Origin of the sequence: Protofrankia symbiont of Coriaria ruscifolia, from assembly GCF_900634745.1 — a bacterium.
In the GTDB taxonomy this organism is placed as follows: Bacteria; Actinomycetota; Actinomycetes; order Frankiales; family Frankiaceae; genus Protofrankia; species Protofrankia californiensis.
In genome coordinates this window covers 24,157-37,016 of sequence record NZ_CAAAFR010000089.1, presented here as the reverse complement: position 1 = coordinate 37,016, position 12,860 = coordinate 24,157, and the positions used below count along the sequence as shown (strand labels likewise).

10 protein-coding genes and 1 pseudogene are annotated in these 12,860 nt (G+C 67.7%); 7 read left to right on the top strand and 4 right to left on the bottom strand.

From position 1 onward, the window contains the following. The first annotated feature begins 1 nt into the window (after window position 1). From CV1CTNOD_RS11685 to CV1CTNOD_RS11670, 5 genes are all read left to right on the top strand, one after another. Window positions 2–679 (top strand): MBL fold metallo-hydrolase, encoded by a 678-nt coding sequence (locus CV1CTNOD_RS11685; RefSeq protein ID WP_207386369.1) that lies wholly within the window; start codon window positions 2–4, stop codon window positions 677–679. 161 nt (window positions 680–840) lie between these two features. Beyond that, window positions 841–2,718: a Na+/H+ antiporter NhaA gene (nhaA, locus tag CV1CTNOD_RS11680; RefSeq protein ID WP_131786129.1), complete on the top strand. Its 1,878-nt coding sequence runs from the start codon at window positions 841–843 to the stop codon at window positions 2,716–2,718. 251 nt (window positions 2,719–2,969) lie between these two features. Next, window positions 2,970–3,905: a hydroxymethylbilane synthase gene (hemC, locus tag CV1CTNOD_RS11675; RefSeq protein WP_131786128.1), complete on the top strand. Its 936-nt coding sequence runs from the start codon at window positions 2,970–2,972 to the stop codon at window positions 3,903–3,905. Window positions 3,906–3,915: 10 nt separating this feature from the next. Beyond that, complete coding sequence (locus CV1CTNOD_RS25695; RefSeq protein ID WP_207386367.1) at window positions 3,916–4,104, top strand: hypothetical protein; 189 nt, start codon at window positions 3,916–3,918, stop codon at window positions 4,102–4,104. Window positions 4,105–4,256: 152 nt separating this feature from the next. After that, window positions 4,257–4,916 (top strand): TetR/AcrR family transcriptional regulator, encoded by a 660-nt coding sequence (locus CV1CTNOD_RS11670; RefSeq protein ID WP_131786127.1) that lies wholly within the window; start codon window positions 4,257–4,259, stop codon window positions 4,914–4,916. Here CV1CTNOD_RS11670 and CV1CTNOD_RS11665 read toward each other — a convergent pair. Beyond that, entirely contained in the window at window positions 4,891–5,607 is a 717-nt protein-coding gene (locus CV1CTNOD_RS11665) for a phosphate signaling complex PhoU family protein (RefSeq protein WP_131786126.1), read from the bottom strand. The genes CV1CTNOD_RS11670 and CV1CTNOD_RS11665 overlap by 26 nt on opposite strands. A 554-nt stretch (window positions 5,608–6,161) precedes the next feature. Between CV1CTNOD_RS11665 and CV1CTNOD_RS26575 the strand changes: the two genes are divergently transcribed. Then, window positions 6,162–9,050: a hypothetical protein gene (locus CV1CTNOD_RS26575; protein WP_242606610.1), complete on the top strand. Its 2,889-nt coding sequence runs from the start codon at window positions 6,162–6,164 to the stop codon at window positions 9,048–9,050. Between the two features lie 104 nt (window positions 9,051–9,154). Here CV1CTNOD_RS26575 and CV1CTNOD_RS28275 read toward each other — a convergent pair. From CV1CTNOD_RS28275 to CV1CTNOD_RS11650, 3 genes and pseudogenes are all read right to left on the bottom strand, one after another. Further along, a pseudogene (locus tag CV1CTNOD_RS28275) lies at window positions 9,155–9,433 on the bottom strand (argininosuccinate synthase-related protein); the annotation flags it as partial. A gap of 111 nt (window positions 9,434–9,544) precedes the next feature. Next, window positions 9,545–10,465, bottom strand: a complete 921-nt coding sequence (locus tag CV1CTNOD_RS11655) for a PfkB family carbohydrate kinase (protein ID WP_207386366.1) — start codon at window positions 10,463–10,465, stop codon at window positions 9,545–9,547. Between the two features lie 99 nt (window positions 10,466–10,564). Next, window positions 10,565–11,770: a peptidase M50 gene (locus CV1CTNOD_RS11650; protein WP_131786124.1), complete on the bottom strand. Its 1,206-nt coding sequence runs from the start codon at window positions 11,768–11,770 to the stop codon at window positions 10,565–10,567. A gap of 255 nt (window positions 11,771–12,025) precedes the next feature. Between CV1CTNOD_RS11650 and CV1CTNOD_RS11645 the strand changes: the two genes are divergently transcribed. Continuing rightward, the gene (locus tag CV1CTNOD_RS11645; RefSeq protein ID WP_131786123.1) at window positions 12,026–12,820 is read left to right on the top strand and encodes a class I SAM-dependent methyltransferase; all 795 of its coding nucleotides are present in this window, start codon (window positions 12,026–12,028) and stop codon (window positions 12,818–12,820) included. Window positions 12,821–12,860 lie beyond the last annotated feature (40 nt).

Genomic DNA, 12,860 nt, shown 5'->3' with positions numbered 1-12,860 from the left:
GATGGGACGCGAGATCAACGGTGACGGCTACACCGGCGCGGTGCGTGTCGGCAGGCCGGCGGACGTCCGGGAACTGCCCGGACTGACCATTTCCAAGGTCGCGGTAGGCCCGATGGACAACAACGCCTACCTGCTGCGCTGTGCCACAACAGGCGAGCAGCTGCTGATCGATGCCGCGAACGAACCCGACACGCTGCTGGGCCTCATCGGCGCCGGCGGCCTTGCGACCGTGGTGACGAGCCACCGCCACGGCGACCACGTGCAGGCACTGGCCGCGGTGGTCGCGGCCACCGCGGCGAGAACGGTGGCGCATCCCGACGACGCCGGCGCCATCCCGGTGGCGACCACGACCCCCGTGCGTGGCGGTGACGAGGTGACCGTCGGTAAGGCCACCCTGCGGGTCATCCACCTGGTCGGGCACACCGCCGGCTCCATCGCGCTGCTCTACGGCGCCGGTTCCAAAGCACCGCATCTGTTCACCGGCGATTGCCTGTTTCCCGGTGGCCCGGGAGCCACCTTCGGGGACCCTTCAGCGTTCAGATCCCTCATGGACGATCTGGAAAACAAGGTCTTCGGCCCGTTGCCCGACACCACGTGGATCTACCCGGGCCACGGCAAGGACACCACCCTCGGCGTGGAACGCCCCCACCTCGCCGAATGGCGCGCCCGCGGCTGGTGATCATTCGGCCGGGTTTCTCGTCGCCCTGGTCCACAACGGCACTCCACCGCGCCGAAGGGCACTGACGACGTCGCCGGTCCGACCGCCGCGGACGAGCGCCTGATGAACCGATCGCGGGACCGTGGGCGCGGGAGGCCCGGACGAGAACGAGAATCGACGGCGTGACGGAACCGGACCGGACAGGCCAGGCGCTCGCAGGCAGGACCCCGTGGCCGGGCGGCCGGTCGCCGCTGCGGGAGTTCCTGCGCACCGAGACGGGCGGCGCCGCCGTCCTGCTCGCGGCAACGGTTGCCGCCCTGATCTGGGTGAACGTCGCCGCCGCGTCGTACGAGACGGTCTGGGGGACCGAGCTGTCGATCGAGATCGGCCGCTGGGGTGTCGCGCAGAGCCTGCGGGAGTGGGTCACCGGCGGGCTGATGGCGTTCTTCTTCTTCGTTGTCGGGCTGGAGGCTCGGCGCGAGTTCGACATAGGAGAGCTGCGGGAGCGGCGCCGCCTCACCACCCCCGTCGTGGCCTGCCTCGCGGGGATGGCCGCGTCCGTCCTGATCTACCTGGTGGTCAACGCGGGGGAACCGTCCGCGCGCGGCTGGGGGATCACGATGTCCACCGACACCGCCTTCGCGCTGGGTGTGCTCGCCATCGTCGGGCCACGGTTCCCCGAGCGGCTGCGGACGTTCATTCTGACGCTCACCGTCGTCGACGACTTCGTCGCGCTCGCCGTCATCGCCGTCTTCTACAGCAAGGACATCGCCTGGGACGCGCTTGCCGCCGGACTCGGCATCTTCGCGGTGATACTCGCGGTGCGGTCGGCGGGCATGCGCTCCGGCCTGGTCTATGCCACGCTGGGGTTCGCGACCTGGGTCGCGCTGTTCCACTCCGGGATCGACCCGATCGTCATCGGGCTTGCGATGGGCCTGCTGACCTATGCCCGCCCGGCGGCGCGCAGTGACCTCGAGCGCGCTACCGACCTGTTCCGGTTGTTCCGCGAGCAGCCGACGCCGGAGCTCGCCCGCAAGGCCCAGGTCGGCGTCTGGTACGCGATCTCGCCGAACGACCGCCTCCAGCAGATCTTCCACCCGTGGACGAGCTACCTTGTCGTCCCGCTGTTCGCGCTGGCGAACGCCGGGGTCGAGATCAGCGGCGGCCTCCTCGGCCGCGCGCTGCGCTCGCCGGTGACGCTCGGCGTCATCGCCGGCTACCTGCTCGGCAAGCCGGTGGGCATCGCCGGCGCGGTGTGGCTGGTCAGGGTGGTCACCCGCGGCCGGGTGCGCCCGCCTGTCGGCTGGGACGCGATCATCGGCGCCGGGGTACTCGCCGGGATCGGTTTCACCGTGCCACTGCTGATCGCGACGATCGCGTTCACCGGCGAGCGCCTCGAGGAGGCGAAGATCGGTATCCTGGTGGCGGCGCTCGCCGCGTCCGTGCTCTCCTGGGCCGTCTTCCGGCTGGTAGACGTGCTGCCGGAGCGGATGCGCGCCCGTGCCGAACGCGGTGTCTCCGAGGTCATTATCGACCTCGCCGAACCCGTCGACCCGGAGCGCGACCGGATCCGGGGCCCGCTCGACGCCCCGGTGACCCTCGTCGAGTACGGCGACTTCGAGTGCCCCTACTGCGGCCGGGCCGAGTCAGTCGTCCGCGAGCTGCTCGCGGATTTCGGCGATCTGCGCTATGTCTGGCGGCACCTGCCACTGACAAAGGTGCACCCGCACGCCGAGTACGCGGCCATCGCCGTCGAGGCTGCGGCCGAGCAGGGCGCGTTCTGGGAGATGCACGACCTGTTCTTCGAGCACCAGTCGGACCTCGCCATCAAGGACCTGGTGCGATACGCGGGCGAGCTGCAGCTCGATGTCGAACGGTTCCGGGCCGACCTGCGCGCCAGGGCCGGCGCCGACCGGATCGAGCGCGACATCGCCTCCGCCGACGTCAGCAGCGTCTCGGGAACGCCGACGTTCTTCATCAACGGCCAGCGCCACCACGGCGCCTACGACGTCGCGACTCTCACTCTGGCCATAGAGGCCGCCCGCCAGACAGTCAGGTAATAACGGCGTCTGCTCCTGTCCCCCCTGTGGTGTGCCATCTCCATCCGGGCCAGTGGCGCACCGACGCAGTAGTGGATGCCGCGACCGAAAGCGACATTCCCGGACGAATCTCAGGTGACGTTATGCATCTCCATGCCGTCGAGCAGTGCGGCGGTGGACTGTGGAGTGGACCTGGAGGGCGCGGGGGCGTGTGCGCGACACTCGGGTGGCCTCGGGGCTCCTACGCCGGGTCGCCGAACTAGCCTGATGCCATGTCCGCATCCCGGCTGATCCGCATTGGTACCCGTTCCTCCCCGATGGCGCTTGCCCAGGCCGAGCGGGTCCGCGCGGAACTGGCAGCCCTTGATCCCGATCTGACCGCCGAGATCGTACCCATCACCACCAGCGGGGACAGGTGGGCGGGCCCGCTGTCCGCGCTCGGCGGTAAGGGTGCCTTCACCAAGGAGGTCGACGAGGCGCTTCTCGACGGCCGTGCCGATCTCGCGGTGCACTGCATGAAGGACGTCCCCGGGGACCGTCCGGTCCCGGCCGGCACCGTCTTCGCCGCCTACCTGCCCCGCGACGACATCCGCGACGCCCTGGTCCACCCTGGCGGCCTGGTGCTGGACCGGCTGCCGTCCGGCGCGCGGATCGGCACCTGCGCCGTGCGCCGGATCGCCCAGCTCGCCCAGTTCTACCCGCATCTGGAGACCGTGCCGATCCGCGGCAACGCCAACACCCGTCTGGCCAAGCTGGACGCCGGCGAGGCCGACGCGCTGCTGCTGGCCGTCTCCGGTCTGGAACGTATCGGTCACACGAGCCGGATCACCGAGATCCTCCCCGTGGAGACGATGTGCCCACCGATCGGCGCCGGCGTGCTCGGCCTGCAGTGCCGCGAGGACGACACCGCCACCGTCGACGTCGTCACCCGCCTGGACGACATCGACGCCCGGCGGCAGGTCACCGCCGAACGCATGCTCCTGCACGTCCTGCAGGGTCACTGCAACTCGCCGATCGCCGGTCACGCCCACACCGAACCTGACGGGCGGCTGTCCCTGCGGGCGAAGGTGTTCAGCGCCGACGGCAAGACCGTCCTGGACGCCCACGAGTGGGGCAACGGCACAGACCCGACCACTCTGGGCGCATCGGTCGCCCTGGCCCTGCTGCGCCAGGGTGCCCGGGAACTCATGGACGCCATCCCGCACTGAGGGTGTGCGCGTGCCCGACGGTCAGGCGCCGAGCTCGCCTCGTTGCCATGCCCGTACCCGGCTGATCGTGTCGATCGTCCGGGTTCCAGCCGCGTGCGGACGGACAGCGCTCTCCCCCGCGCCCTCAACGTCCGACCTCGACACCGGCTTGTCCAAGATCCGCTACTCCTCGCGTCGACTAATCGCGTCATGTGCGTAGTTTGGGTGTTCCAAGTGTTGTTGATTATCTTATGAAGATCAAATTGAAACGAGGTGGCGTCAACAGCGTTGACTACAGCGTGGTTTCACGGAAGGATCGCGGAAGACGCAAGAGCGTCGAAACGATCGATCCCGAAGGGGACCACAGGACCGGTGGAGACGGCGCAACCCCGCCATACCCGCACCCCTCGCGGCACGCTGTCCCAGCAGCTTCTGCTCGACACCGCGATGGAGATCGTCGACATCGGCGGGGTCGGTGGTTTCAGCATGCGAGCCCTGGGCGCACGTCTGAACATCGACCCGACCGCCGTCTACCGGCACTTCCGGACCAAGAACGAACTGCTCGAGGCTCTTGCGGACCGGGTTGTCCGGGGCGACGAACCGCTCCCCCACACCGGCGATCCCCGGGCCGACATCAGGGAGACCTTCGCGCAGCTACGCAGGTCACTGCTGCGGCATCCGACACTCGCGCCCATCGTGCTGCGCCGGCCGCCCGGCGGGGAGGCCAGCTGGGAACGGACCAACCACGCGATCGGCCTGCTGCGTGACGCGGGCCTGCCCGACAGGCAGGCCTCCGACGCCTATACGACCCTGCTCTTCTACACGCTCGGGCACGCTCTGACCGAAGCCCGCCACACCGCGGCAACCATCGCCAAGAAAGGGCTGGATGCCACGGTGACACCGATCACCGCGATCAGCTCGTCCGCATCCCGCTATCCGCACCTCGCCGCGGTCGCCGACCATCTCGCCGCGGACATGCAGGCCCAGTTCCACGACGGTCTCAGCCTCATCCTGGCCGCACTGGCGATCTGACCGACCCGCATTCCATCGGGTTGTTCGGATCGTCCGACAGTGGCGGAACCCAGCGCAGGCGGGCGAGGTGGCGGGCTGCGGTGACGGCCTGGTCGGCATACCGCTCGTAATAACGGGACAGCAGAGCGAGGTCCACGGCCCGTTGGATGCCGTGGGGCCAGCCGGGGTCGGTGAGGACGGCCATCAGCTGCCGGTGGATACGGTCGATGGGATCGTCGCCGACGGTGACCTGCCGGGCGGCCAGCGCCGGGTCGTCTGCGCAGATCGCGGTGGCCAGACAGCTGGCCTGCTCGGCACACAGCCGGCCGAGACGGGTGAGGATGGGGCGCAGTCCGACGGGGACCACGACGGCGGGCGCCCGCCGGTCGGCGGTGGCGGCGATGTGGTCGGCGAGTTCAGCCATCCGCTGCACCGCCGTGGCGGTCTGCAACCCGGCCACGACCAGGTGAAGATCCCCTGCGACCGGATTCTGGCGGGCCAGCAGCACCACCAGGTCCTCGTCGAGGTTCTGACAGCAGCCACGCAGGCAGGCCACGGCAGTGTGCACACCGGCGGTGTCGGCCTGTCCGGTCACCGCAGTGGTCGCGTCGAGGACGATCTGGCTGGTCTGCTCGGCGAGTTCACCCAACATGATCCGCAGACGCCGCAACGCCGCCGTGTACTCCCATCGGCGTGCTCCAGGAACGTCCATACCCCCCATCTTCCACCGTGTGCTCACGCAAATACAGTCGGTCGTGGAAACAGTCCTCCGGCGGGTCGCCGGCCGAAGCGGATGCGTCGGGGTGGCTGCCCGGTTCCGCAGGCGCCGGACAGCACGAAGATCGACAAACGTGAGGTGCACAACCACAAGGCCGGCACACCAGTCACCCGATCGTCGACCATTCGAACACCGGAATCACTCATTCAACAACAAAAAGATCGTATCGGGCCAAAGACAGAACAATCATGTTTGTGCCGCGCCCGAGGTTCCCCGCCGGATCAGCAAAGCCGATCCGGCAGGTGGAACCCCGAGTCCCCGGGCCACCGAGAACCGATCCAGCAGCGTGGGACGACCCTCGCGGGATGCATTGGTGCGGTGCGTGACATACTCCGCCGGTATGAGTGGTATGGGGGATTCGTCGGACGGCGATCCGGTGATGAACGGGCAGAACGAGGAAGCGGCAGCGCGACGGGATGCCCCGTGTCACCGGCCGGGGAATGCGACGACCCGGGGCCACCGGGCGAGCTGGTTGACGGGGAGCAGCCATGGCAAACAATAATCCGGGCCGGGAGATTCCGTTTTTCGACGGCGTCGGGGCCCTTCTCACTTTGATCCGTTCCCTCGCCCTCAATCTCAAACGGCCCCGGTCGGCACCACTGATATGCCTGGTCGCCGACCCGGGCAGCGGACCCTGGCTCGCCAGCGTACGCAACCGAGTACAGCTTGGGCTACAGCAGGACGGACCACTTTCCGTCAGGGCCAGGCTGGTCCGTACGCGCCACCGGATACTCGGGTCGGCCCCCAGGATGATCCCGCACGCCTATTTCGATCTGGCGTCGGATGCCCCGGGCCTTCCCGTGCCGGACCCACCGCATATGCTGCCGGTGCTGCACACGCTCTTCAACCAGCTACGCAGAACGCCATTCGGCCTCGGAAGCCGTTTCCGCACGTATACGTTCGCAGACTGGCTGACCCGACAGCAGCTGGATCCTCCTCCTCGGAGGTCCCGGGAGGAGGAGCTCACCGAGCGCCTGCGGGAGAAGCTCAAGGGTGCCGGCAACGGCATCGGCCCCAACCCGCTGCTGGACGGCATATCCGGCCTGGCCCGACTGCTGTTGGCCGTGCTCATCATTCTCGGGCCGAAGATGCGATTTCTGCTTTGGAGGTCCAGCCGTATCCCCATCCCGGGTCTGGTGCGCACGAGCTGGTTCATGGGGCAGCAGTCGTTTCGGGCGCTGCCCGGAGAGACGTTCGTCGATTTCGCGATCCGGCTCATCGATACTGCCACCCAGGATCAGCTCAAGCGTCTGCTGGTCGACGCCTTTCTCCATGACCTGCAGGTCGCATACCGGCGCCGACCCTGGCGGTCACGGTCGTGGCGGCGCACCGCCCGAGTACTGGTCCTCCTCGACAACGTCGCCGACGACCCACAGGGTGACCAGTTCCTGAAACTGGTCGCCGCTGTCCGCAACACCAGCAGGAAGCCCGATCCCCTCCTGCTGGTCGCCGGCTACCAGGACGACGCCGTACCGCAGTCGCCCGAGCCGTCTCCCCTGGCCGCCGCCGATGCAACGGACGCGTTCGATATCTGGAACACGGCCGAGCCACCCGGCGACATGGACTGGCGGCTGTGGTTGTGGGTGCCCACCTTCGTGCGGACACCGCCCGGGTTGACAATTGACCCGGATGCCGAAGGCTGGGGGCGGTACCTGTCCGCACCACCGCCTCCGGCGTGGGCACGCCGGCGGGTGCTGGTTTCGCTCACCCTTGTGGTCGTGCTGCTGGCAGGAATGATCAACTTGCCCACCATCGATGGCTGGTTCCATGGCTGCTGGTCACGGGCAGGTGTCTCGGTGTCCTGGGTCGACGGTCAGTGCATCGGCTACAGCGACGGCAGCTACCGGTTCAACGCCGGGAAGAAGTCGGCTCCCGCCGACCAGTTGCTCACCATACAGGGGGAGATCGCCGAGCAGAACCGGTGCGCGGCAAAGCTCGCCAGCCTTCCACCGGGACAGTTTCCGTCCAGACTCATGACGCTGGTCTACTTCGCCGGCCTCACCGGGGAGACCGAAAGCGACTGGACCGCGGCGCAGGTCACGGAACTGGCAGGACTGTTGACCTGGCAGTACACGCTGAACCAGAGACAGGACCTTCCGGAGTGCCGGCACACGGCGGGGGGCCCGTCAGAAGTGACCTCGCCCGCCCCGAGGGCGGCGCTACGCGTCATCATCGCCAACGGCGGCAGCCGGATGAAGTACGCCGACCGGGTGGCCAGTGATTATCTTGTGCCGCTGGCCTCCCACGCCGGGGAAAACGTGCTCGGTGTCATCGGGGTGGACCGCAGTACCTCGGACACCGGCCAGGCCATCACCACGCTGGGGAAAGCCCGCGTGCCCGTGGTCGCCACCACCCTGTCCGGGGATGCCATGGAGATCTTCTCGCCGTCCTACTTCCAGATGGTGCCGGACAACCAGCGGCAGGCCCAGCTCGTCACCGACTACGGCGTGAAGAACAACAAGAAAATGATCGACGTGTACTACCCACGGTCGCCCGATGACCCCAGCAGCCAGGGGTGGCCTGCGGTGGAGGACTTCTACGTCTCCACCCTGGTGCATGACGTCCAGAAGGAGGCCACCCGTATCGGGCTCCCCTATGAACTGCACGGCTGGGGGCCCGGGGAGAACACGCCGAGCTGGTTCCACGAGCAATGTGCGAGAAGCGACCGGGAAGGCCTGATTTTTTTCGCCGGCCGGTATAATGATTTTCCCAACTTCCTGGACGGTATGCATTCCTGCCTGGACCGGGTTCTTGCCGATGACTCGGTGTCGCGGTACGTGGTTCAGGCGGCAGGTCGCTGGACCAGCGCGACCGCCTTCCGCTTCGTGTCAAAAGGTGCTCCCGTACTGCTCGGCGGCGGGAAGTGCCTCAACGGAAATCTGACCACGGGCCCGTTCGTGACCAAGACCCTGAAGGATTTCTGTCACCGTCTGAAAAATATGTACGAGGCGACGGGCATAACCCGACCTCAAACGCTGTGGGCGGACGAGCGGATTGGCCTTTCCTACGACGCCGCCAAGCTGTTCGTCGACGTCGTCAACGAGAATCCGGAGATCGACAGGGATAATATCGAGAAACGGTTGCGGAAATTCTCCCCCAGCAAGTGCGAGGACGCAAATTTTTCGGAAGTTTCGTGGCCGGGGGCGACCGGATGCGTTGACTTCAGGGACTCCCAGGTCGCGCAGAGCAAGCAACTGACCATAATCTACATCGACCTCTCCTGGAAGGAGCTCCCAGAATCCGATCCGTCGAACCAGGATCCGGAGACCGACGACAACCAGCCATGTAAGTTCGTCATCAGCGGTCGGGAGCCAAGGACCAGTAACGACTGCCTCCACCTCGGCAAGTGGCCGCTCTCCCCTACCGTCGGTGGTTGACAACTGGCGCATCCTGCGGGTGGGAAAAGGACCGCAGGGCCGGGAGGCCCTGCGGTGGTCAGAGTCTGATCTGCGAACGGTCGCGGACGTACAGCGGCGAGGCGCCGGTAGGCGTCCATCAGAAGCATGGCGGCGGGCATCTCCCGTACCTCCTGGACCTTCTGACCGTTCGCGATCTCCTCCAAGCCGATGAAGCGGCCCAGACCGAACTGCCCGACGACGTCGTTCAGCCTGGAGATCAGGGAGATACCGTCTCTTTCGACACCGTCGAGGGCCACGGGTATCCCGGCATCGAAGGTGACCTCGACCTCCACCGGGTCGGCGCTGCGGTACCGGGTCCAGTGAAAGAGCGACTCTGGAATCTCTATGTTCTCGGGATCGTCGAGGCCGGCTGCTCCAACTGTCGACTTTCAAGATCGACTTTGTAACGGGGGTCGTCAACAGCGTTGACTACGGTATGGGCAAAGGAGAGGATCGCAGGAGGGGCGGATGCGTTAGAACACCCCGACCGCGCTGTCCTCAACGGCGCTGTCCTTGATGACGGTGTCCCGACCGGCCAGCTTCACAACGGCGTTCCGCGTGGCGATCGCCCGCGGGCCGATCCCCCCGATGCTCAGGGCGGCAGCCGCGGCGGCGAACCGGACCGCGTCACTGACGGTGAACCCACCGTCCAGCGCGATGAACAGCGACGCGGCGAAAACATCCCCGGCGCCGGTGTCGTCGACGAGATGGTCGGTCGCGATGGCGGAAAACTCCTGTTTCCCATTCGCGAGCAGCACCTCCGCTCCCCGAGGCCCCTTGGTGACCACGACGATCCCCCCAGCCCGACGCACCGCTTCGGCCACACCGGTCAGATAGGCGGCCTCATAGTCCGCGAACACCACCGCGTCGATGTTCCTCGCGGTCGAGCTACCGATCCGCAGAGCATGGTGGCGGACAAGCCGACTGTCGTCCCAGGAGCGGATCAGGCCTTGCGGAGTGAGCCCGACCAGACCCCGCACGCTCCCCCGAACAATGTCGTCGAGGACGATTTCCCGCGCGACGGGCGCGAGGTGCAGCACCCTGCTCTCCGGCAGCCGGTCGAGCCCCGACACGGCACCGGCGGATTTCTCCAGCCACTGGGTCCGGAGACTGTCGGTGTTCTCGTTGCGAAAGCGGGTCGTGTCCGGCGACGGCTGGATGTGGAGAAACGCCTCCGTCTCGAACGGTGTCCACAGCGGTGCCAGCTCCACGCCGCAGCCCCGCCCGACACCGGCGGCGGAAAGACCCAGACGTGCCGCTTGAACCACGGCGTAGACCATGCTTCCGCCGATGGCGAAAGAGGAGTCGGGAAGGACGTCGAGCGTTGGGTTTCCCACCGCCAGGTAATCAACGGGTGTACAGCCGGCCAACATCTCGGCAGTCCCGATCGTCATGGCCGCAACAGTACTCGCGTCGCTCTGGGGCACCTCGAAATATGTGCACATCAGCATGATGCCGACCAGCTCCAGCCGGTCGGTCAGCCACTCGGTCGGTCAGCCACTCGGTCGGTCAGCCGACCGGCCAGGCCCCGGCGCCATGCCGGTCACGGCGGCATGCAACGACGCGACCGCCAGCGCCTTTGTGATCTCCATGTGGCCGACGACACCGACCGGCCGCGGTCGGGCGGCGGCCTTGGTGTCGTCGACCACCAGCGCAAGGCCCACGCCCAGACGTCTGGCCAGCCGCGGGAGCAGGTCGGTAAGCAGCTCGTCCGGTGTGGTGAGGGATATCGCGCCCATCGGCACGCTCACCTTGCTGACTCGGGTCAGCCCACGATCGTCCATCGGAACCGCAACAAGATCGCGCAGGGACACGACCCCGGCGAGACCCCCGTCGAAGTCCATGACGGTGAACACCGTTCGCCCGGACGTGGCAACGGCCGGCTCCACCACCTCTTCCAAAGCGGCAGAGACCGTCCGCCAGCCGGCCACGATCTCGGGGACGGGCCCCATCACCTCACTGACGCGGACACCGGCCAGCACCCGGTTCGTGCGCAACCGGGACTGCTCGAGACGACCGGAACCGAGCGCGATCCAGCCCAGCAGCGCCACCCACAACCCCACCGGGCCGACCAGGAAGGTCACGGCCAGACCCGAGGCGATCAGACCCCAGCCGATGACCACCGCGGTCCGGGCCACGACGGCGTCTGCGCGTTCCCGGCTGCCCGTCCGGCGGTACACCGCGGCCGCAAGCAGCCGCCCCCCACCAGTGCGTGGCGTGGGCAGCAGCTCCGAAACGGTGAGCAGCAGGACGAAACCTCCCACCCACAGCCCGACGCTGCCGGCAAGTGCCGGCGCACCGCTGGGGGCGAGCCATCCGAGCCCGGCGAGCCCGGCTCCACCGAGCCCGCCGACGAGCAGACCGGCACCGGCGACCCGGGCAGCGGTCGCGGGTTCACTGATCTGCGTCACGGTACCCAGCCGACTACCGAAGGCGCCGACCGTGATCCCGCTGACCTCGACACCCGCCCGGCGCGCGACCGCGGCTCGGGCGAAGTCGGCGGCAAGCAGCACCCCGAACACACATCCGGCACCGACGAACCCGGCGGACAGATAGGCGATGGTGGGGCGGTCCGGCACCGTGGCGGGGAGCATGAAGGCGGATAGCAAAAAGGTCAACAAGGCGATGGTGACGGCGGCCCCGGGGCGTATCGACACCGGAGTGCGGACCGTTCCCCTCGGCGTGTGGTCAGCGGTCATATCCGTTCGATCCCCTTCCCGGGCAGGACGTATGCCGTGGGAAAAATCGCATCACCGGTTTCATCTCCTTCCAGACTTCCCGGTCTCAGGCACATACACACGGTCGAGCTCCGCGATGTTGTTTAAAATTTCGTTGCCCTCTCCCGGCCGACGCAGGGACTCGGCCGGCGCGGGACTCCCCTCGACACTCCCCTCGGCGAAGCGGCATCCCACCCTGCTACCGAACCCTCACCCGTTGCAACATAGAATCGGCGCATGCCTCGTGAATGGGACGCCCATGGCTACGACACCCTGCCGCTGCCCCACGAGCGATGGAGCCTGCGCGCCCTCTCCCGTCTGCTGCTGACCGGCGGCGAGACGGTCCTCGACGCCGGTTGCGGGACCGGCCGCGACACCGCCGCCCTGCTCGACCGCCTGCCCGGCGGGCGAGTGATCGCCGTGGACGGCTCGACCGCGATGCTTGACCAGCTCAGAGTCCGGCTGGACGGTCGGACCGACCGTTTGGAGATCGTCCACGCGGATCTGACGCAGCCACTTCAGCTGCCCGGCCCGGTCGACGCGGTCTTCAGCGTGGCCGCCTTTCACTGGATACCCGACCACGACGCGCTGTTCGGCAGCCTCGCGGCCGTCCTGGTTCCCGGCGGCCAGCTCGTCTTCGAATGCGGTGGGCACGGAAACATCGCGAGTGTCGTCCACGCCGTCGACAGCCTGGTCGACGACGTGCCGGACGTGTGGAACTTCGCGGACGTCGCCGAGACCGACGCCCGGCTGCGAGCCGCCGGCTTCGTCAACACCGAGGTGGGGCTGGTGACGGACCCGGCTGTCTTCCCCGACGACGACCTGCTGGTCCGTTACCTGGAAACGGTCGTTCTCGGGGCGCACCTCGATCGATTGCGGGTCGACGAACGGGCCGCGTTCATCCGTGCGGTCGCCGACCGGCTGCCCGCACCCGTCGTCGATTACGTGCGTCTGACCGTCCGCGCCGTGTTCGCCGGCCAGCCGGGCCCGCCGAGCAAGGTGGTGCGATCGCGCCCCGCGGAGCAGCAGTAGCCACCAGCGGGACCGGTGGCAGCCAACAGAGTGGGCAGCC